At 66.2% G+C, this 19,137-nt stretch carries 22 protein-coding genes; 11 read left to right on the top strand and 11 right to left on the bottom strand.

Going from position 1 to position 19,137, the window contains the following annotated elements; genetic code table 11:
• The 3 genes from ASD42_RS01435 to ASD42_RS01425 are packed head-to-tail and all read left to right on the top strand — an operon-like array spanning position 1 to position 1,945.
• Entirely contained in the window at positions 1-375 is a 375-nt protein-coding gene (locus ASD42_RS01435) for a DUF1048 domain-containing protein (RefSeq protein WP_056809364.1), read from the top strand.
• Positions 375-1,187 (top strand): ABC transporter ATP-binding protein, encoded by an 813-nt coding sequence (locus tag ASD42_RS01430; protein ID WP_056809361.1) that lies wholly within the window; start codon positions 375-377, stop codon positions 1,185-1,187. The genes ASD42_RS01435 and ASD42_RS01430 overlap by 1 nt, the downstream gene beginning before the upstream one ends.
• The gene (locus ASD42_RS01425) at positions 1,184-1,945 is read left to right on the top strand and encodes an ABC transporter permease (protein ID WP_056809359.1); all 762 of its coding nucleotides are present in this window, start codon (positions 1,184-1,186) and stop codon (positions 1,943-1,945) included. Before ASD42_RS01430 ends, ASD42_RS01425 begins: the two co-directional genes overlap by 4 nt.
• 78 nt (positions 1,946-2,023) lie before the next feature.
• Here ASD42_RS01425 and ASD42_RS01420 read toward each other — a convergent pair whose 3' ends face one another.
• Together ASD42_RS01420 and ASD42_RS01415 are read right to left on the bottom strand one after the other, a co-directional pair.
• Complete coding sequence (locus ASD42_RS01420; RefSeq protein ID WP_056809357.1) at positions 2,024-3,970, bottom strand: potassium transporter Kup; 1,947 nt, start codon at positions 3,968-3,970, stop codon at positions 2,024-2,026.
• Between the two features lie 208 nt (positions 3,971-4,178).
• The gene (locus ASD42_RS01415) at positions 4,179-5,117 is read right to left on the bottom strand and encodes an alpha/beta hydrolase family protein (protein WP_056809356.1); all 939 of its coding nucleotides are present in this window, start codon (positions 5,115-5,117) and stop codon (positions 4,179-4,181) included.
• A 180-nt stretch (positions 5,118-5,297) separates the two neighbouring features.
• Between ASD42_RS01415 and ASD42_RS01410 the strand changes: the two genes are divergently transcribed.
• Positions 5,298-5,696: a MerR family transcriptional regulator gene (locus tag ASD42_RS01410; protein ID WP_056809354.1), complete on the top strand. Its 399-nt coding sequence runs from the start codon at positions 5,298-5,300 to the stop codon at positions 5,694-5,696.
• Here the strand turns inward: ASD42_RS01410 and ASD42_RS35785 are convergent.
• Positions 5,693-5,869: an LLM class flavin-dependent oxidoreductase gene (locus ASD42_RS35785; RefSeq protein ID WP_413232894.1), complete on the bottom strand. Its 177-nt coding sequence runs from the start codon at positions 5,867-5,869 to the stop codon at positions 5,693-5,695. The two genes, ASD42_RS01410 and ASD42_RS35785, sit on opposite strands and share 4 nt — an antisense overlap.
• A 53-nt stretch (positions 5,870-5,922) precedes the next feature.
• Here ASD42_RS35785 and ASD42_RS35780 point away from each other — a divergent pair, with 53 nt between their 5' ends.
• Both ASD42_RS35780 and ASD42_RS01400 read left to right on the top strand, forming a co-directional pair.
• Positions 5,923-6,123, top strand: coding sequence for a hypothetical protein (locus ASD42_RS35780; RefSeq protein WP_442938604.1), 201 nt, complete (start codon positions 5,923-5,925; stop codon positions 6,121-6,123).
• 143 nt (positions 6,124-6,266) lie between these two features.
• Entirely contained in the window at positions 6,267-6,710 is a 444-nt protein-coding gene (locus ASD42_RS01400; protein WP_063893539.1) for an NUDIX hydrolase, read from the top strand.
• Positions 6,711-6,843: 133 nt separating this feature from the next.
• Here the strand turns inward: ASD42_RS01400 and ASD42_RS01395 are convergent, their stop codons facing one another.
• The gene (locus ASD42_RS01395; RefSeq protein ID WP_056809348.1) at positions 6,844-7,578 is read right to left on the bottom strand and encodes a dienelactone hydrolase family protein; all 735 of its coding nucleotides are present in this window, start codon (positions 7,576-7,578) and stop codon (positions 6,844-6,846) included.
• Positions 7,579-8,171: 593 nt separating this feature from the next.
• On the opposite strand from ASD42_RS01395, the gene ASD42_RS01390 reads away from it, so the two are divergent.
• Entirely contained in the window at positions 8,172-8,639 is a 468-nt protein-coding gene (locus tag ASD42_RS01390) for a hypothetical protein (RefSeq protein WP_156677360.1), read from the top strand.
• A 94-nt stretch (positions 8,640-8,733) separates the two neighbouring features.
• Here the strand turns inward: ASD42_RS01390 and ASD42_RS01385 are convergent, their stop codons facing one another.
• Entirely contained in the window at positions 8,734-9,687 is a 954-nt protein-coding gene (locus ASD42_RS01385) for a universal stress protein (RefSeq protein ID WP_056809345.1), read from the bottom strand.
• Positions 9,688-9,697: 10 nt separating this feature from the next.
• The gene (locus ASD42_RS01380; protein WP_056815129.1) at positions 9,698-10,570 is read right to left on the bottom strand and encodes a universal stress protein; all 873 of its coding nucleotides are present in this window, start codon (positions 10,568-10,570) and stop codon (positions 9,698-9,700) included.
• 204 nt (positions 10,571-10,774) lie between these two features.
• Here ASD42_RS01380 and ASD42_RS01375 point away from each other — a divergent pair, with 204 nt between their 5' ends.
• Positions 10,775-11,716, top strand: coding sequence for a CHAD domain-containing protein (locus ASD42_RS01375; protein ID WP_056809344.1), 942 nt, complete (start codon positions 10,775-10,777; stop codon positions 11,714-11,716).
• 5 nt (positions 11,717-11,721) lie between these two features.
• Here the strand turns inward: ASD42_RS01375 and ASD42_RS01370 are convergent, their stop codons facing one another.
• The 4 genes from ASD42_RS01370 to ASD42_RS01355 all read right to left on the bottom strand — a co-directional run bounded on the left by ASD42_RS01370 (position 11,722) and on the right by ASD42_RS01355 (position 15,208).
• Positions 11,722-13,458: a sensor histidine kinase gene (locus ASD42_RS01370; protein WP_056809342.1), complete on the bottom strand. Its 1,737-nt coding sequence runs from the start codon at positions 13,456-13,458 to the stop codon at positions 11,722-11,724.
• A 40-nt stretch (positions 13,459-13,498) separates the two neighbouring features.
• Positions 13,499-14,143: a response regulator gene (locus tag ASD42_RS01365; protein ID WP_056815128.1), complete on the bottom strand. Its 645-nt coding sequence runs from the start codon at positions 14,141-14,143 to the stop codon at positions 13,499-13,501.
• 95 nt (positions 14,144-14,238) lie between these two features.
• The gene (locus ASD42_RS01360) at positions 14,239-14,766 is read right to left on the bottom strand and encodes a flavodoxin family protein (protein WP_056809340.1); all 528 of its coding nucleotides are present in this window, start codon (positions 14,764-14,766) and stop codon (positions 14,239-14,241) included.
• Between the two features lie 25 nt (positions 14,767-14,791).
• Positions 14,792-15,208, bottom strand: a complete 417-nt coding sequence (locus ASD42_RS01355; RefSeq protein ID WP_056809338.1) for a hypothetical protein — start codon at positions 15,206-15,208, stop codon at positions 14,792-14,794.
• A 195-nt stretch (positions 15,209-15,403) separates the two neighbouring features.
• On the opposite strand from ASD42_RS01355, the gene ASD42_RS01350 reads away from it, so the two are divergent.
• From ASD42_RS01350 to ASD42_RS01340, 3 genes are all read left to right on the top strand, one after another.
• The gene (locus tag ASD42_RS01350; RefSeq protein ID WP_056809336.1) at positions 15,404-16,297 is read left to right on the top strand and encodes a universal stress protein; all 894 of its coding nucleotides are present in this window, start codon (positions 15,404-15,406) and stop codon (positions 16,295-16,297) included.
• A 94-nt stretch (positions 16,298-16,391) separates the two neighbouring features.
• Entirely contained in the window at positions 16,392-16,865 is a 474-nt protein-coding gene (locus tag ASD42_RS01345) for an RrF2 family transcriptional regulator (protein WP_056809334.1), read from the top strand.
• Position 16,866: 1 nt separating this feature from the next.
• A complete protein-coding gene (locus ASD42_RS01340; RefSeq protein ID WP_056809332.1) occupies positions 16,867-18,090 on the top strand; it encodes a globin domain-containing protein in 1,224 nt (407 codons plus the stop codon).
• Positions 18,091-18,120: 30 nt separating this feature from the next.
• Here the strand turns inward: ASD42_RS01340 and ASD42_RS01335 are convergent, their stop codons facing one another.
• Positions 18,121-19,107, bottom strand: coding sequence for an Acg family FMN-binding oxidoreductase (locus ASD42_RS01335; RefSeq protein ID WP_056809330.1), 987 nt, complete (start codon positions 19,105-19,107; stop codon positions 18,121-18,123).
• Positions 19,108-19,137: the final 30 nt, after the last annotated feature.

Here is a 19,137-nt window from a genome sequence, read left to right as displayed (position 1 = left end):
ATGGTCAAACGTTGGATCGAGAAGGTCACCGGACCGTTCGAGGACAAGCGGCGCTATCGGCAGTACAAGGAACGGGTCAAGCAACTCCCGCCGAGTTATCGCACGACGGTCGAGGCATTGGACCGGTACCTGATGTACCGCGGGGCGATCACGAACGGTGACGTCCTGATGGAAATGGCGGAGGACCTCGCCGATCTGTTCGAGCAGAACGCCGCAGCCGGCGTTCCTGTTCGGGCGATCGTCGGCGAGGACCCGGTGGAGTTTGCGGAGACGTTCCTGGCGAACTACTCCGACGGTCAGTGGATCGACACCGAGCGGCGACGACTGACCGCCGCCATCGAACGCGTCGAGCAGGAAGAAGGGGGGTCGCGCTGATGTCGACACAACCGGCAATTCGCGTGCAGGGCCTGGAGAAGTCCTTCAAGGACTTGCGCGTCTTGCGCGGCGTGGACTTCGACGTGGCGCGGGGCAGCATCTTCGCGCTGCTCGGCTCGAACGGGGCAGGCAAGACAACCGTCGTGAGAATTCTGTCCACGCTGCTCAAAGCCGATGCGGGAGCGGCCGCGGTCTGCGGCTTCGACCTGGCCACGCAGCCGGAGAATGTGCGCGAGTCCATCAGTCTCACCGGCCAGTTCGCCGCCGTCGACGAAATCCTCAGCGGGCGTGAGAATCTCGTGCTGATCGCGCATCTGCGCCGCCTCGACAATCCGGGTGCGATCGCCGATGAGCTGCTCGAGCGGTTCTCGCTGACCGAGGCCGGGGCGCGGAAGGTGGCGACCTATTCGGGCGGCATGCGCCGTCGTCTCGATATCGCCATGAGTCTCATCGGGAACCCGCCGGTCATCTTCCTCGACGAGCCGACGACCGGGCTCGACCCGCAGTCACGGATCGAGGTGTGGAAGACCGTCAAGGGACTCGCCGACAACGGTACGACAGTGCTGCTCACCACGCAGTATCTGGACGAGGCCGAACAACTCGCCGACCGGATCGCGATCCTGCACAAGGGGCGGATCATCGTCAACGGCACTCTCGCCGAACTCAAAGGACTGCTGCCACCCGCGAAGGTCGAATACGTCGAGAAGCAACCGACACTCGAGGACGTCTTCTTCGCCATCGTCGGGGACGACAGCACCGTCGACGTCGACGAGGTCGCAGCGTCGGCGCCGACAAGTAAGGAACAGCGATGAATACCCGATTCTTCGGCGACACCGGCTACCTACTCGGCCGATCCCTGCGCCACATCGCGCGCAGCCCGGACACCATCATCACCACTGCGATCACGCCGATCGCGATGATGCTGCTGTTCGTCTATGTGTTCGGTGGTGCGATCGACTCGGGGTCGGAATCGTATGTGAACTACCTGCTGCCGGGCATCCTGCTCATCACGATCGCATCGGGTATCTCCTACACGGCCTTTCGGCTCTTCCTGGATATGAAGAACGGCATCGTCGAGCGATTCCAGTCGATGCCGATCGCACGGTCGTCGATCCTGTGGGCACACGTGCTGACCTCGCTGGTCGCCAATCTGATCTCGGTGGTGATCGTCGTGGTGGTCGCCGTGCTCATGGGTTTCCGGTCGGGGGCGGGAGTGCTGGCGTGGCTCGCGGTCGCGGGGATCCTGGGGCTGGTGACCTTGGCATTGACGTGGCTGGCAGTCATCCCCGGCCTCACCGCGAAGTCCGTGGACGGTGCGAGCGCGTTCTCCTACCCGCTGGTCTTCCTCCCGTTCATCAGCTCGGCGTTCGTGCCCACCGACAGCATGCCCGGTCCGGTGCAAGCCTTCGCCGAACACCAGCCGGCGACTTCCATCGTCAATACGATCCGGGACCTGTTCACCCAGCAGCCCGTCGGCGCCGGTATCTGGGTCGCACTGGGGTGGTGTGCCGGCATACTCGTCGTCGCCTACTTCGTCGCCACGGCTACCTATCGCCGCAAGGTCTCCTGACCCGCGGGCGGCTGAACGCTCGAGCGATGTCGAAGGAACTGTGCGTCCAACACAATTCGCGGGCCGACGCTCAGAGATTCAGACGTCGATGTGGGAGCCCATGATGACGGTGCGATCGCGGGGTAGGGAGAAGTAGTCGGCGGCGTCGGCAGTGATGTGGGAGGTGGCGATGAACAGTCGTTTGCGCCACGTGGCCATGGTCGGTTGGTCGCCGCGACGGAGTTCGATCTTGGAGACGAAGTAGGAGGCGCGATCGAGGTCGAGTCTTCCTTCTGTCGCCGAGGCCTCGAGATGCCGCAACGCCGCGGGGACATCGGGACGTTCGGCGTAGCCGTAGCGGGCGGTGACGTGGATGATGCCGTCGTCGCCGTGCCCGAGATGGTCGATGGTGAGCCGTTCGGTGAACGGGACACGGGGAACGGGGTCGGTGGCGATGCTCACGATCGCGACATGCTCGTGTCGGACGTGGTTGTTCTCGACATTGGCGCGCATGGCCAGCGGGGTCGTCTTCTTGCCCCGGTTGAGGAAGATCGCGGTGCCGGGAACCTCGACCGTCCTCGGCTGTCCTTCGCGGAGTTCGTCGACGAATTCCTGCAGCGAGCCTTCGCGTTGTTCGCGTGCCGCGGTGACGATGTCGCGGCCGCGTTCCCAGGTGGTCATCACCGTGAACGCGATGACGCCGATGAGTAGCGGGAGCCAGGCACCGTGCACGATTTTGGTGAGGTTCGCCCCGAGGAACAGCAGATCGATACCCAACAGCGGCACCGCACCGAGCGCGAGCAGCCAGAACGGGGTACGCCAACGTGCGCGGGCGACATAGAAGAACAGCAACGTGGTGATGGTGATGGTGCCCGTGACCGCCATCCCGAACGCGTAGGCGAGGGCGTGGGAGCTGCGGAACGCGAAGACCAGGACCAGGACTGAGACCATGAGCAGCCAGTTGATCCACGGGACATAGATCTGACCGATGGTGGATTCGGAGGTGTGCACGATCCGCAGTCGCGGCAGGTAGCCGAGTTGAGCGGCTTGGGAGGCGACGGAGAACGCGCCGGTGATCACGGCCTGAGCGGCGATGACCGTCGCGGCGGTGGCTAGCAGGACCATCGGGAGTCGACCCCAGCCGGGGACGAGTAGGAAGAACGGGCTGGTGATGTTCGCTGGGTCGGACAGGATCAGCGCGCCTTGGCCCATGTAGCTGAGCATGCAGGCCGGGAACACCAGGAACAGCCAACCTCGGGCGATCGGTCGCCGCCCGAAATGACCCATGTCGGCGTAGAGGGCTTCGGCGCCGGTCACCGCGAGGACCACCGCGGCGAGCGCGAAGAACGCGATGTCGAAGTGGCCGAACAGAAATCCCAGCGCGTAGGTCGGTGAGATCGCCTTCAGGATCTCCGGATTGTCACTGATGCCCGCGATCCCGGCTACCCCGATCGCGGTGAACCACGCGATCATCACCGGCCCGAATACCCGTCCGACGACCGCGGTTCCCTTGCGCTGCACCAGGAACAGGATCACGATGATCACCGCGGTGATCGGGATGATGAACTCCTCGAACGAGGGCTCGACGATCTTCAATCCCTCGACCGCCGAGAGCACCGAGATCGCCGGGGTGATCATCGAGTCGCCGAAGAACAACGAGGCACCGAAGATCCCCAGTGCCGCGAGGAAAGCCGCGGTCCGCTTACCGCCCGGCGCGCTCCAGCGCCGCAACAGCGTGATGAGCGCCATGATGCCGCCCTCGCCGTCGTTGTCGGCCCGCATCGCCAGCGTCACATAGGTGATCGTCACGATCACCGTCACCGACCAGAAGATCAGCGAGACGATCCCGAAGACGTTGTTCTGGTTCACCGGCACCGGATGCGGGTCGGCGGGGTTGAACACCGTCTGCAGGGTGTAGATCGGGCTGGTGCCGATGTCACCGAACACCACACCCAGCGCGGCGACGATCGCCGCCAGACGCACGACTTCACGCCCGGTCCCGTGTCCGGTCGGGGCCGATGAGGCGGTGGTCGGTGTTTCGGTCACAGGCCGTCCTTCCGTAGCGAGCACCCGACGGGCGACGCGGTCGTGACGATATCGCCTTCGCCCGCGATTCGATCGTGCGACAAGTGAACTATTCACGATCTTTGCGGATCGACTCAGCCGTCGTGTTCGACGACTCGAACGTCACCTGCCACCACACGACCGGAGTCGGGTCTGGTTTCGAGCTTGTTCGCGCCTACGCAGCACACCGCTATTCGGATTCCAGCCGTCCCAGCGGGTGGGCGGGCGTGAGTACGGTCTGGGCGGTGGTCCAGCCGCTGTGATCGATACCGGCGACGTGACGGAGGTAGGCGAGGGTGACCTGCTGTATCAGCGCGACCTGGTCGGGGTTCTCGTCGGTGGTCTCGCTGACGTGTTCGCCGGAGATACCGCCAAGGAAGTGCTGGCCGCCGAACACGGTGAGCAAGCTCTTGTTCGTCCGGCTCAGCGTGTAAGGGTCGGTCGTCCAGGTCGGCCCGCGGGTGGTCAGCGGGAGGTTGTCGTCGTCGCCGGCGATCACCAGGCCTGGGGCGTTGATGTGCGAGAAGTCCTGGTCGCGCAGCCACGGAAGATGTTCGCGAGCGAAGGCCGTGAGTTCTGTGCCGCCGCGTCCCGCGGTGGCGAGCTGGATGCTGGCCATGACTCGTGGGTCCGAGAGGTCTTCCGCGATCCCGGTTTCCGGGTCGGTGACGCGCAAGCCGACCAGGATTCCCGCGGTCTGCCCACCGAAGGAATTCCCCGCGGCGATGATCCGGTCGTGGTCGACTCGACCGCGCAAACCGGGCACCGATGCCGCCAATACGGAAAGATCGTCGAGAATTCGCTTCATGTCCTGCACACGGTGACGCCACAGTCGCGGCTTGCGCGGATCCTCGGCTGCCAGGGCGAACCGCTTCGAGTCCAAGTGCGTAGCCTGGACGACCACGAATCCGTGCGAGCTCCAGTAGTCGACCAGCGGCCCGTAACCGTCCATGTTGGAGCCGAACCCGTGCGCGAAGAGCACGACCGGTAGGTCATCGCCGGTGACCGGGGCGGAAACCCGCACCTGGAGGTCTTCACCACGGCCGGATATGGGCACCCTGAGCGGTTTGACGGTGACGGTCGGTGTGGGTGCGGGGTCGGCCAGGCCGGTTGCGGGGTGAATGACCATGAGTGACACATTCTTTCGGTTCTGTCACGCGGCGCGCTAGATCGCGGGTGCGTGCTTCGGGCAGGTAGCCGGTGGTGAGCTGCCGGGACTTCCGTCGCGGATGGGTACCTCGACTACGCTAAAACTTGACGTCGGTGTCAGAGGCAAGCGGTTGTGTCATGGATCACGCGAAGGGTTCGAATGCGTATCGGCGAATTGGCTCGCCGGACCGGGGTTTCAGCCCGGGCCCTGCGGTACTACGAACAGCAGAACCTGCTGCGTGCCGAGCGTAGTTCCAGCGGTCAGCGCCAGTACTCCGACACCGCCGTGGATCAGGTACTGCTGATTCAGCAGTTGTATGCCGCGGGCTTGTCCAGTCGAACCATCGGCGAGCTCACGCCGCATCTGGTGAACGGCCGCGCTACCCCCGCCCTACTCGGTCGCCTCGAGGTGGAGCGTGATCACTTGCGCCAGAGCATCATCGAACTGGAGCGCACCGAACAACACCTTGATTCGGTCATCTCGGCTGTCTCGGCCAATGTGAGCACCGGCGCGGTGTGCGGTCGAGAAACCCGGGCACAGGGGTGGAACGGGACCTAGCCGATCCCGCCGTCGGAGAAGTTGGGAGACATGACGAGGACCGAGGGGGCGACCGCGTCGCCGCCTTTGCCGATGATCAGGTCGAGACGGCCGTCGCTGAGATGGTCGAGGGTCGCGTAGTCCTCGGCTGAACGCACCGGATCGGTCAGTGAGAGCACCGCGACGGTGGTCACCAGCCGAATGCGGCGAGTCCGCGCGGCGATGTGGGACAGGATGACCGCGGAGGATGACGAAAGCAGCGCGGATTGTGTCGCTCACCGACGCCGAACGCGTCGTAGCCGATGTCCTCGGCCGATCGGGCCAGTTCGACGACCTCGCGGAAACGGGCCCGTTGGCTCAGCGGCTGCTGGGCGAATCCGGTGCTGTGCTCGGGAACCAGGCCTTTGCCTTTGGAGTAACGAGCACAGTCGGCTCGGTACCGCCGTAGATCTCGACGCGTTCGCGAAGACATTTTGGAGCCGATTGTCGCCGGATGAGCCCGGCACCGAGCACAATTGAGAAGGAGCCACCACCGAGTGGCTCCGACGACACGCGGCTACGCTGCCAGACCGAAGGTTGGTGAATCCACCGATGGCGATACCTATGTACGACGAGGTCCTACCGCGCGGCGAACGCGATGGATTCGGACTACGCGTCGGCGCGATCATCGACCGTGGCGGAGAAGTGTTGCTACTGGAAGTCAACAGCACCGGCCCCATCCGCCTCACCCACAAACTCCCCGGCGCCACGGTGGGACACGGAGAATCAGTCGCCCAGGCGCTCGTGCGGGGAGTCCGCGAGGAAACCGGCCTGACCGTCACCGACATCCGACATCACGTCGGCGACTTCGACTATCTGTCCCCAGCCGGAAAACCGGTGCGACGTCTACACTTCGCCGTCGACGTGAAAGCCACCAGCCCCATCCGCCTCTCGGAGCACGCCGGGTATCTGTGGGTGTCATTGGACCGAGAGCTGTTCGTCACGCCCTCGATCCGCAACATCCTCGGGACATACAAGACTCTCCCTGCCCCCTGAGCGACCGACATCGGACGGCGGGTGCCGGTCAGTGCGCTGAGTGCGGCCACCGCTATCGAGGACCGCGAGCTGTCCTCGATAGCGGCTCCTGGCCGACGGCTCTATTGTCTGGAGTTGGCCCGACTGCCTGCCATCACCTCAGGTGCCGGGCGAAGAACCGGTTCGCCTCCTCGCCGGCATGCTGAGGGACGCCGGTGTGCCCGCCCATATTGGCGTGCAGCGTCTTCTCCTCGGAGCCGAAGGCGTCGAACAGGTCTAGTGCCATTTGCCGGTCGTTTCCTTCGTCGTCCCATTGCAGCAGGACGTGCAGCGGAATGGTGACCTGCCGGGCCTCCTCGAGGATGGCGCGGGGCACGAAACTACCGGCGAACAGGACGGCAGCCGCGATACGCGGCTCGACCACCGCCAGCCGGGTGCCGATGGAGATCACCCCGCCCGAGTAGCCGACCGGGCCGCCGATCTCGGGCAGCGAGAGAAGGGCGTCCAGGGTGGACCGCCATTCCGGCACCGCCTTTTCGACTAGCGGCAGGACGAGCCGGTCGACGATCTCGTCGTCGACCGGCTCACCTGCCGCCACCGCCCGTTGCAGGTCGATGCGGGCCTGATCGGCAGCGGCCGAACGTGGCCGGCCACCGCTGCCGGGGAGCTCGATGGTGGCCACGGCGTAGCCCTCCGCCACGGAGTGCCGGGCCCGGGCCAGCAGTCGCGGGTACGCCGTGCGCAGTCCGAGGGGAGGGGGGCTGACCAGGATCAGCGGCATCGGTGTAGATGCGGATCCCGGCGTCCACAGGATTCCTGGGATCTCGCCGAGGGTGAACTCGCGCTCGAGGATGTCGTCGTCGAGACGCTGTTCGGTAGTGAATTGCATGGTCGTGCCTTTCGGGGAGTGCTGTAGAACGGCGCTCCCGGACGACCTATCGCCCGACCGTGACCCCAAGGGGGAGCACCCATGTCGATACTGCGTTCACGGGTACCACCTCCTCATTCTCCGGCACGGACTCCGGAAAGGTAGCAGTGGTCGCAGTCGTTAGCCAACGGGTTTTTCGATGGCTCCGAGTCGGACGCACTCGACTCAGCAGATGCGGACGTTGGTGACCGAGCGCCCAGCGGCATTTCCGTGTGTTCGGTTTACGTGGTGCCGTCGAGCTCGCGAGTAGACGGCAGACAGGCCTCGGCGATTGTCACGGTGATCGTCTGCGGGATAGGGAAATCCAGCTCTCGACCGGCTCGTCCGTCGTGGCCGTGCCAGATTCCCCCGTAAGGGAGAGTGTCTGCCTGCCACAGCACGACAGTCGGCGCGAAGAACGGAGCGAGCGTGGCAAACGACGCTGCGCCGGGTCCACACCTGCTCGCCGCGCGAAGCGCCCGGGGTAACGACAGTAACCAGTTAGCCGATGGAACAATGAATCCGAAGCCATCTCGTGCAATCGCCCTTGCAGCAATCGCAGTTGAAAGGCTGAAATGTCACACCGGAAACTTGCCAAGATCTCCCTTGCCGCGAGCGCGGTAGTAGCCGCCCTCATCGCCACCAGTGCCCCTGCCGCAGCCTCGAATTACATCCCCGTCGAGCTCCCCATGACCACCACGGGCGCCTACGGCTTCGGCTGCTCCGGCGACGTCTGGGCAGTAGGCAATGTCTACCCCGACGGCGACGTCCCCGGCACCGTAGACCTCCAACTCAAAGGCTGGCTGAAGGTCTTCGGCGTCCCCGCTCCCTGGTGCACCCTGGCCCCCACGGTCCACTGGCGCAACCTCGATACCGGTGCGGCCGGCCAAGCGTCCACCGCACTCGGCGCCTGGCAACCCTTCTTCTGGTCGGCCCCCGTAGTAGGCAACCTCCGCCTCGTAACCGGCCCCGGCCAAGTCGAATTCACCCTCACGACCGACCTTCCTCACACCCCGAGCGTCACGAACTTCCGGGTGTACTGACACGGACCGCGCATACATCCGCCAGGACAAGCGTCGACGGGAGATCTCGGCGACTATCGCCGCCCTTGCGAACAACGCAATGGCGGCCAGGATGCTACGACGGTGGCCTACTCGCGCGCCGAACAGCAACAGCCCGCTCCGATGATCGCGCCGAAGTGTCTTCTTGCCGGTGGAACGGCCTGTGCCGAGATTGCTGACCGATGATGACGACCGGAACCTTCGCTGCGCCGAGGACCGCTCCGCTGACCGACCTGCGGGTGACCCGGGTGATACCACTGTTGTGGCTGCCGAGGACTATCAACTGTGCTCCGGCGGATTCTTGCACCAATCGGTGCGCCGGCTCGTCATGGGCGACGAGCCGAGTGACATCGACGTCGGGAAATTCCTCCGGGTAGCCCGCGAGGGTTTCCGCCAGCAGTCGGTGGGCGGTCTCGGCTATCTCGGTTGTGCGAGGTCCGGGGTGCGGATCGTTCCACAGTGAGATCGCGACGAGCCCGACGCCGCGGCGAGATGCCTCGCCGATCGCGAACTCGACAGCGCGGTGGCTCGCGGGCGAGCCGTCCACGCCGACCAACACCGGCAGGTGTCGTGACTCGGGCGGTTGGGGGCCTGGAATGACGGCCAAGGGGCAGCGCGGTCGGCGGGCCAGCGCGCTACTGACAGAACCGAGCAGGGTGCGCTCGAATACGCCGAGCCCGCGAGCGCCGACGACCAGAAGCTGGGCGTGGCGTGCGCGGCGACGCAACGTCGAGATCGGGGAGGGGCTGACCAGTGAGGTACGCACCGTCAGCGGATACGGTGCCGTCTCGGCGTGCGCGGCCGCTCTCGCCGCGGCCAATGCGGCTTCGCCCGCCTCGCGGAATCCCTGGTGGTGCAGAGTGAACACGCCAAGATGGTCGCCCAGGTCCCAGCCCGAACTCATCGCGTGGACGGCGTGCAGTGGGGCGCCGCGCAGCATCGCGGTGCGCGCCGCCCAACGGACCGCGCTCGATGCCGATTCAGAACCGTCGACCCCCACGACGACGGGGCGGGTGGTGGGTGCGGTCATGGTGTCGGTCTCAATTCCCGGTGGCGGGCCTGGTGATGATGAGCGGGCATTCGGCGCCGTGCAGTACCGCCTGGGCGACAGAGCCCAGAGTCATGCCGGCGAACCCGCGGCGGCCGTGGCTGCCGACGACGATGAGCTGTGCGGTGGCCGCGGCAGTGAGGATCGCCTTGGCGGGCACCTTCTCCGTGACGACGCGCTCGACGGAGACGTCGGGGTACTTCTCGGCGTATCCGGCCAAGCTTTCCGACAGCACCGCTTCGGCCTGGGTCTGCATGGTGGTGCGTGATTCGTAGTGATAGAACTCCGACCAGGTATGGACCGCCACCAGATGTGTGCCCCGCTGGGAGGCCTCGTCGAAGGCGATGGCGATGGCGTCGACACTGCAGGCTGAACCGTCCACGCCGACCACTACCGCGCCGGTGTCGGACACCGTTTCCGGGATCACCGCCACCGGGCATTCGGCGTGACGGGCGAGCGAGGTGCTCACCGAGCCGAGCAGCGTGCGGCGGAATGCGCCCAGCCCACGGCTGCCGACGACAACGAGCCGAGCCGACCTACTGAGGTCGCGCAGCACGGCAACCGCGGAACCGGACACCGCGGCGGTGGAGATGACGGTCTCGGCGATGGGGGTCGGGATCTTCGCGGCCGCTGCCGCAGCAGCGGCGACGATGGATTCACCGTGAGTGCGTAGCTGTTCGGCATCGAAGATAGGCCCGACAAGGCCCGGCCCGTAGTCGACCGGGACATCGATGGCATAGGCGATCTGCAGCGGGGCACGGTGGTGCGCGGAGTACTCGGCAGCCCAGCGTAGGGCGACAAGAGACTGTTGCGAGCCATCGACGCCGACGACGACCGGCTGATTCGGGATCCCAGGAGTGAACATGATGTCGCCTTTCTGTTTTCTCCACTGTGCGCTGGGGTCCTCGGAGCGCAGCAGGGTCGGAGGGCCCGTGCCGAGAGGCACTAGGTCGTCGGAGAGAGCACCCCGACCGGGGACCTGCGGGGGCGAATGGCTCTGGGAGGGTGACGGCGTTGGGAGCAGGGTGAAGACAGAACCGTTCACCCACTCGACAAGGCAGGTTTTGCGATGAAAACCGATACCCCTCTCGATGTCGACACGTCGGCAGATCCCGCGTCGGTGAGCACATTGCTGGCCGACTACCTGCACACCCAGCGCGAGACGATCCTGGATGGTCAGATCACTGTCGAGACGCACGACGATCCGGACTCGGTGTCGGACATGGTGATCGCGTCCAGGCGTGCCCGTAGCGCCCTGAGCGCGCACCGGAGAACCGTTCACACCGAGCCGGAGGTGCGCAGAGTGATCGAGGAACTGCGCTGGTTCGGCATCACTGTCGGCGCGGCCCACGAGCTTCGAACACAGTCGGCGCGATTGCACGCCGCCGTAGATGTGCTGCGTCCGCGCTATGTTCGCGGACCGGTGCCCGCCAGGATCACCGAATACTTCGGGGAGCGAACCAGACTCGCGTGGCTGGCCGCACGCGACCTGCTCGGCTCGCCCAGATTTCCCGCCATGATCGAGGACCTGATGGCCGAAGAACGGTTGCTGCGCAGCGGCATCGTGATGGGGATCGACGACGTCGACAACGCGGTGGTGCTGCGTGCTCTACTCGATCGGGTCAGATCGCGCAGGCGCGCGGTCGAATCCACAGGGGAGGAAGACGCCCGCGACGCCGCGGTCCACGCACTACGCAAAGCGATCCGCCGCACGCGCTACTACCTCGAGAGTGTCCACGATCTCGCTCCGTCGCGCACCGCGCAGGCATGCGACGGCCTGGGTGTCGTGCAGGACCTGCTCGGCGAACACCAGGACGCGGTGGTGGCCAAACATCACCTGATCCAGATCACCAGGGAAGCGGAGAACGCGGGGGAGTCGACGTTCACCTACGGACTGCTGCTGCAACGCGAAATCGACCGGACCACCCGGTATTCGGAGGAACTGCCGTCGGCCTACTGGCGATCGTTGCGCGATGCCAGGGTGATGGCGGACGTGCACGCGAAGGACTGAACGGCTCAGTCCAGCGGTGCTGTCCAGCGCATCTTGGTGCCGCCCTGTGCCTGGGGTGCGATGGTGAATGTGCCGCCCATTTCCGCGGCGCGAGCGGCCAGGTTTGCCAGGCCGCTGCGGCGGGTGGTCGCGGGATCGATGCCGGTCCCGTCGTCGGTGACCTCGATCGAGACCTCATCGCGCACAATGAGTTCCACCCCGACGGTGCTCGCCTTCGCGTGCCGCACGACATTGCTGACGGCCTCGCGCAGAACGGCTTCGACGTGGTCGGACAGTGGCGGTTCGAGCACCGTCACCGGTCCGGCCAGCCGCACGGTGGTGCGCAGGCCGGTCTCGTCGGTCATATCGGTGATGATGTCGTGCAGGCGTTTGCGGTAGGTCGAGGAGTCGGTGGCGGTGTTGCTCTGTAGATCGAAGATCGAGAAACGGATGTCCTGGACGATGGCCTGGATGTCGTCGATGGTCTCGTCGAGACGACCCCGCACTTCGGTTGATCTGGCCCGCTGCATCGTGCCCTGCAGTGACAGCCCGACGGCGAAGAGTCGCTGGATGACGTGATCATGCAGTCCGCGGGCGATCCGGTCGCGGTCGGCGTAGACGTCGAGTTCGCGCATTCGGCGTTGGGTGTCGGCCAGTTGGAGCGCGACGGCCGCCTGGTCGGCGTAGGTGGTCATCAGCGCCTGGTCGATCGCGCTGAGCTGCGCGGCGCCGGCCGGAAACACCGAGGTCAAGACGCCGGTGACCGAGCCGTTCGCGCGTAGGGGCAGGGTGAGGACCGGCCCGAAATTCGCGACCGAGTCGAAGATCGGATTATGGGCGGGCGTATCGGCGGCGACGGTGCGCCCGGACCGGAATGCCTCGGCCGAGTGCGAATCGTCGAGGGGGATGTGCTTGCCGATCAGAGTGTCGGCGTCGACACCGGCGGCGGCGACCACCACGAGTTCGGTGAGTTCGTCCTCGGGGACATCGGGGTCTTCGGGCAGTGCGAGAAACGTGCAGGCCGAACCAGTGAGGGCATGTCCACGCTCAGCGACGAGAGCGAGTACGTCATCGGTTGGACTACCGGCCAGCAACTCGGTGGCCACGTCGCGGATGGCCTCCAGCCATTGCTGGCGAACGCGCGATGCCTCGTAGAGGCGGGCATTCTCGATCGCGATTCCCGCAGCGGCGGCGAGCGCTTGCACCACCACTTCGTCGTCTTCGGTGAATTCCAGACCGCCCGCCTTCTCGGTCAGATACAGATTGCCGAAGACCTCGTTGCGCACCTTGACGGGCACGCCGAGGAACGTCCGCATCGGCGGGTGGTTGGCGGGGAAGCCCACCGAGGACGGGTGATCGGAAAGATTGGACAGCCGAATGGGTTTCGGGTCTGCGATGAGCACGCCGAGCACGCCGTGTCCGCGGGGCAGGTCGCCGATCAGTACCCGGGTGCGGTCGTCGATGCCCTCGTAGACGAATTCGGAGAGTTGGTTGCTCGCTTTGTCGGTTTCTCGGACGCCGAGGGCGCCGTAGCCGGCATCGACGAGTTCGATCGCGGTGTGCACGATGGTGCGCAGGGTGTTGTCCAGATCCAGGCCCGCGGTGATCACGAGCATGGCTTCCATCAGTCGGTCCATCCGGTCGCGGACGTCGACGATCTGGGTGATCCGGTCCTGTACCTCGGCGAGAAGTTCACGTAACCGCAGTTGAGACAGGGTCTCGGTCACCGGAAGCCGACCGCTCGCCCCCGATATGTTGTCCATAGGGCGCATTCTTCCACGTCGGCGTGGGTGGCGACGACAGTCATTCGCGCTGTTCATGACGCAGGTCGGCCGCGATCACCGCGGCCTGGGTCCGGCGCTCGACGCCCAGCTTCGTGAGAAGTCGCGAGACGTAGTTCTTGACAGTCTTCTCGGCGAGGAACATGCGGGCGGCGATCTGCCGGTTGGTCAAGCCCTCGCCCAGCAACGACAGCAACGTGCGTTCCTGGTCGGTCAGTGTCGAGAGCGGGCCGGTCTTCTCCGCGGCCTCCGAGCGGAGCTTGGACATCAGGGCAGCGGCGGCGCGGTTGTCGAGCAGTGACTTGCCCTCGCCGACCTCGCGTACGGCGCTGATCAGCTCCAGGCTCCGTATGTCCTTGACGACATAACCGCTCGCGCCCGCGAGGATGGCGTCGAGCATGGCCTGTTCGTCGGTGAACGAGGTCAGGATCAAACAGCGCAGATCGGGCTCGGCCGAGAGCAGCTCACGGCACAGTTCGATGCCGTTGCCGTCAGGTAGTCGGACGTCGAGCACCACGACATCGGGGCGCAGTGCGGGGATCCGCGCGAGTGCGTGCGAGCACGATCCCGCCTCGCCGATCACCTCGAGGTCGGGTTCGAGGGCGATCAGGTCGCTGACGCCGCGCCGGACGATTTCGTGGTCGTCGACCAGGAATACCTTGATCATCGGTGACTCTTTCTCGCGTCGGTGTGGGACCTTGCTCCCATCATCCGCTGCTTCGGCGGCCGATAGATCACTGTATTGCTCGAGCGGCACCACGATCACCGCGTTGCCTTCGGTAGCTCGGGTCGGGTGGCGGCCAGCTTTGTGGCCCACGCGGTCGCCCGCTCGCGTTCTCCCGGTGTCAGTGGGCCGGTCATGGCGGTGACATGGAAGTCGGCGGGTGCGACGGCGAGCTGGTAGCCCAGGGCCCGCAGCCGTTTGCCGATGCCTTTCGCCGCCGAACCCGGCAGCCACGGGGGATGAGCGACCTTGGTGCCGAACGCGGCGGCCGAGCACGGTGACGAAACGGGCAGGGCGGCGTCGAGCCACTCACGAACGCCGATCTCGGTCTCGATCGGGGCCGTTGTCCGAGTAGCCGCGTCCTGGCGGGTCGTTTCGCGGCTGAGCCCGAAGGCGTGGGTCGGCCCGCCGACGACGAGCAGATCCACCTGTGATGCTCGGTGATTCACCGCCTCGGCGACCGGGCACAGCTGCACCTCGTAGTCGGGGCGAAGACCGTCGGCGATGGCCTCGGCCACCGCGGCGGTATTGCCGAACATGGATTCATAGACGATCAGTGCGCGCATGCCGTTCCCTTTCATCGATGGGTCTTCAGTGGTGACGCGGGGCGTGATGGGTGAGCGGCGGAGCGCCGAGGGTGGCGACAGCGACGGCGAGGATCACGCACACCGGCTGCAGCCAGCTGAATTCCTGTAATACCAACAGCTGCAACAGGATCCAGCCGATCAGCGCGCAGGCGGCGACCATCGCCGTCTGCGAGAGGTCGCGGTCTGCGTGGGCGGCGGTGAGGGCGACGACCGTCATCGGCAGGCCGACGACGAGGGCAAGCATCACCCCGGCCAGGATCGGGCTCTGCCACGGCAGCCGGCTCTCGGCTGTCGGCCCCAGTGTCAGCGCCCCGGTGATGAGGGCGAGCGAACCTGCGAACGCCCACGTCGCCAGGATGCCGGTGATCAGGCACAGGACGGATCGACGAGGGTCGAATCGTCGCAGGTAGGTGGACATCATGGGTAGAGCCTCGCGCGTTCGGGCCGGTCACCGGCAGGGCCGAAGGTCCCGCGCACCAGGGACCCGAGTCCCGATCCGGGGCCGATAGGCCCGGCTCCGCAATGACCTTGTCCCCTGATGCCGTGCGCTGAACCGGACGATCCTTGAATCCGAGAGCGCGACCGGCCCACAGTCGCGACGACGAGAGGATCGACGATGACTGACAACAAGCAGGGGACGAGCGGACGCGGGTCGGTGCTCGCCGCGGTCGACGGTTCGGCGAACTCCTACCAGGCTGCGGCGTGGGCGGCGGCCGAAGCTGCCCTGCATCACCTGCCACTGCACATCCTCACCTCGGGCGCGATTCAGACCGGGTTCGGCCCAGGCATGTCACTGGGCGAGGCGGACCTCGAGTGGCTGCGCGTGGACGCTGAGCGGGTCGTCGGGGAAGCTGAGCGGGTGGCCCGCGCCGCTGTGCCCGATGAAGATCTCGCGATCACCACCGAGGTCAGTTTCGAGTTGGCCGCGCCGATGCTGATCGAACGTTCGCGATCGGCGCGGATGCTGGTGGTCGGCAGCCGTGGGCTCGGCGCGTTCCAGCGCGGACTGCTCGGCTCGGTCAGCCGTGCGGCCGCCCAGCACGCGCATTGCCCGGTGGCGGTGATCCACGGCATCGCCGCGATCGATCCGGTCTCGGCGGGGCAGCCGGTGCTGGTCGGGGTCGATTGCAGCCCCAACAGCGTGCCCGCGATCGAGGTCGCCTTCGACGAGGCGTCACGTCGCAAGGTGGAGCTGGTCGCGGTACACGCGTTCAGCGACGCCAGCGAGCTCGATCTCCCCGCGTTCGGTTGGGAGATGGGCAGGCAATCGGCCGAGGCCGATCTCGCCGAGGCGCTGGCCGGTCACGCCGAGCAGTATCCGGACGTACCCGTGCGACGGATCGTGGTCGCCAATCGCCCGGTCCGCACGCTGGTCGACGAATCGGCGTCGGCGCAGCTGCTGGTGGTCGGCAGCCATGGCAGAGGCGGGTTCTCGAGCATGCTGCTCGGTTCCACGAGCAACGCCCTGCTGCACTCGGTGGAGATCCCGACGATCGTGGTACGCGCCTGAATCCACGTCTGTGTCCGTACCTGGCCGGTGAACTCGCTGGTTATCCAGCTCACATAATTCGCATCTAAGATGCGAATTATCGTAAGTTCAGGTCATGCAGCTCACCCGGTTCACCGACCTCGGACTTCGCGTCGTCATGCGACTCGCGGTGGTCGGCAACGGTGATCGTCCAGGCAGCCGCGAGATCGCCGATGAGTTGGTGGTGTCCTACGCCCACGTCGCGAAGGTGATCACCCGGCTGGCAGAACTCGGCATCGTGGACGCCCGTCGCGGACGCCGCGGCGGCTTGGCCATCACCGAACTCGGGCGCGATGCCTCGGTCGGCTGGCTGGTGCGGCGCCTCGAAGGCGAAGGCGAAGTCGTCGAATGCGAGGGGGCTCACCCGTGCCCGTTACGGACCGGCTGTCTGCTGCGGTCGGCGCTGCGCAACGCTCAGGAAGCCTTCTTCGCGTCCCTGGACACTCTCACCATCGAAGACCTCACCCGAAACCCCACGCGCACAGTGCTACTCGCCCTACCCCGGGTGGGCAGCCCGAGCTACGAGACCGCCGCAACGAATGGAGAATGACATGCTCTCGGTCACCACGAAGGAGACCATCCGCGCAACACTGCCTGCCGTCGGCGCCGCGATCGGCGAGATAACCACCCTCTTCTACGACAAGATGTTCGCGGCCGACCCGGGGCTCGAACGTGACCTGTTCAACCGCGGCAATCAGCAGCAAGGTGACCAACAGAAGGCACTGGCCGGCGCGATCGCCGCCTTCGCCGCGTTGCAGCTCGAACCCGATCAGGCACGGGTCGATCTGATCCTGTCGCGGATCGCGAACAAGCACGCCTCCTTGGGAATTCAGCCCGCGCAGTACCAGATCGTGCACAAGTACCTCTTCGAGGCCATCGTCGAGGTGCTCGGTGACGCCGTCACCGCCGAGGTCGCCGCGGCGTGGGACGAGCTGTACTGGCTGATGGCCGAGACGCTGATCGTGATGGAGCGGGGGCTTTACCGGCGGGCGGGTGTCGTCGACGGTGACGTCTGGCGACAGGCGCGGGTGCGCGAGCGGCGTCAGGAATCCGACGACGCCGTCTCCTTCGTCCTCACTTCGCTGGACGGCGCTCCCTTACCGTCCTTCTCGCCGGGGCAATACCTCTCGGTGGGCGTTCACCTCGAAGACGGCGCGCGCCAGATCCGCCAATACAGCCTTTCCTCGGCACCGGCGGGCGGGGACTGGCGCATCACCGTCAAGCGGGTCGATGCCCATATCCGGCCGGACGGTTCGACCACTCCGGCCGGCGAAGTGTCGAACTTCCTGTACCGCAACGTCTTCGAAGGCGATGTGCTCGATGTGACCACCCCGTTCGGTGATCTCGTGCTCCAGGACGACGACGCACCGCTGCTGCTGATCTCCGCGGGCATCGGATGCACCCCGATCATGGGCATGCTCGGCCATCTCGCCGAGACTGCCGACCGGCGCCCGATCTCGGTGATCCACGCCGATCGCGCGCCGAGCAGCCACGCCCATCGCGCCGAACTGGCCGAGCTCGTCGACCGGCTGCCGTTCGCCGTCATGCACCGCTGGTACGAGGATCTCGGCGCACGGAGTCCCGAGAACGGACTCCGGGAAGGCCGCGCCGACCTCGGTGAGATCACCGTCGCCGAGGGCACCCGCGCATACCTGTGCGGGCCACTGCCCTTCATGCTCGACGTGCGAGAGGTACTGCTGGACAAGGGCGTCGCGTCCGAGAACATCCACTACGAGGTCTTCGGACCGGACCGCTGGGCGCCCGCCCTGACCTAGGGGCGGCCATGTGATCGGTAAGCCGATGGGTCATCGCACGGTGAGGACGTCGGCCAGTGGTCTGCGTGGAGTGGACTCCGGTCGCTGCTCGTCGGGTGCGGTGCCGATCCGGACGACGACCTGGGGTATCCCGGGGTGGCCGATCAAGCTGCTCAGCAGCCGCCTGCCCGAGGTTGTTTCGGTGATATGGGTGAGTGCGCAGGTAGCCATTCCCGACGCCGTGCATTCGAGCAGGACCGCCGAGAGCGCCTCGCCGGTACGCAGCCAGGTCGCGGGCGTCTCGCCGGTCGCGGTGAGCACGGCCAGGCGTGCGTGGTCGTGCATCTCGCCGCGTCGGGCCGAAGGTCCCGGTGTCGGGTACTTCCGAGCCACCCCGACTCGGGCGAGCTCGGACTCCGAGATCAGCGCCGAGGGTGGAACACCTTCGGGTGTGCCCGGATGGCCTGCCCACCAACGCAATTCGGCTTGGTACTCCATGTCGTAGCGACGCAGGGCGTCGGATTGCTCGGACGCGAGGGAGAGTCGGGCGCGCGCGTCCTCGTCGAGGACATCGAGAGTGACCTCATAGGAGGAGATGAGGTCCTCGAGTGCCAGGCGGACCGAACCCCACCCGATCGGTTCGGTCATCGGCAGCCGATCGGAGAATCGGCGTGAGATCGCATCGGCGCGGCGGAAAACACCGATCGGCGGGTCCGGCCACCGCAGGAATTCCAGGGTGGCCAGCAGATCCGGCCGGGTAGGGTCGGGGAACCGGAGGGTGTCGGTGCGCCAGCCCTCGGCCGCGAACGCGGTCCGCACGTGGTGCAGGACCGCGCCGCAGCTGATCATCGACTGACGTCCGTGCGGATCGGCGGCTGTGAGCTGCCGGTCGGTGTCACGAAACAGGTGCAGCCGGGCGCCGTCGAAGACCCACCGCCACGGCTGGGTGTTGTGGACCGACGGCGCGCGACACCCGAGACGGATGGCCGCGCGGATCGTGGGATGGTCAGGGACTACGAGGACTGGTTCGTCGTTCATAGCATCGAGTCTCGTCCTTGCCGGGTGTTT

The organism is Nocardia sp. Root136, from assembly GCF_001427185.1.
GTDB lineage: Bacteria > Actinomycetota > Actinomycetes > Mycobacteriales > Mycobacteriaceae > Nocardia > Nocardia salmonicida.
This window is presented reverse-complemented; position numbering and strand designations above follow the sequence as displayed.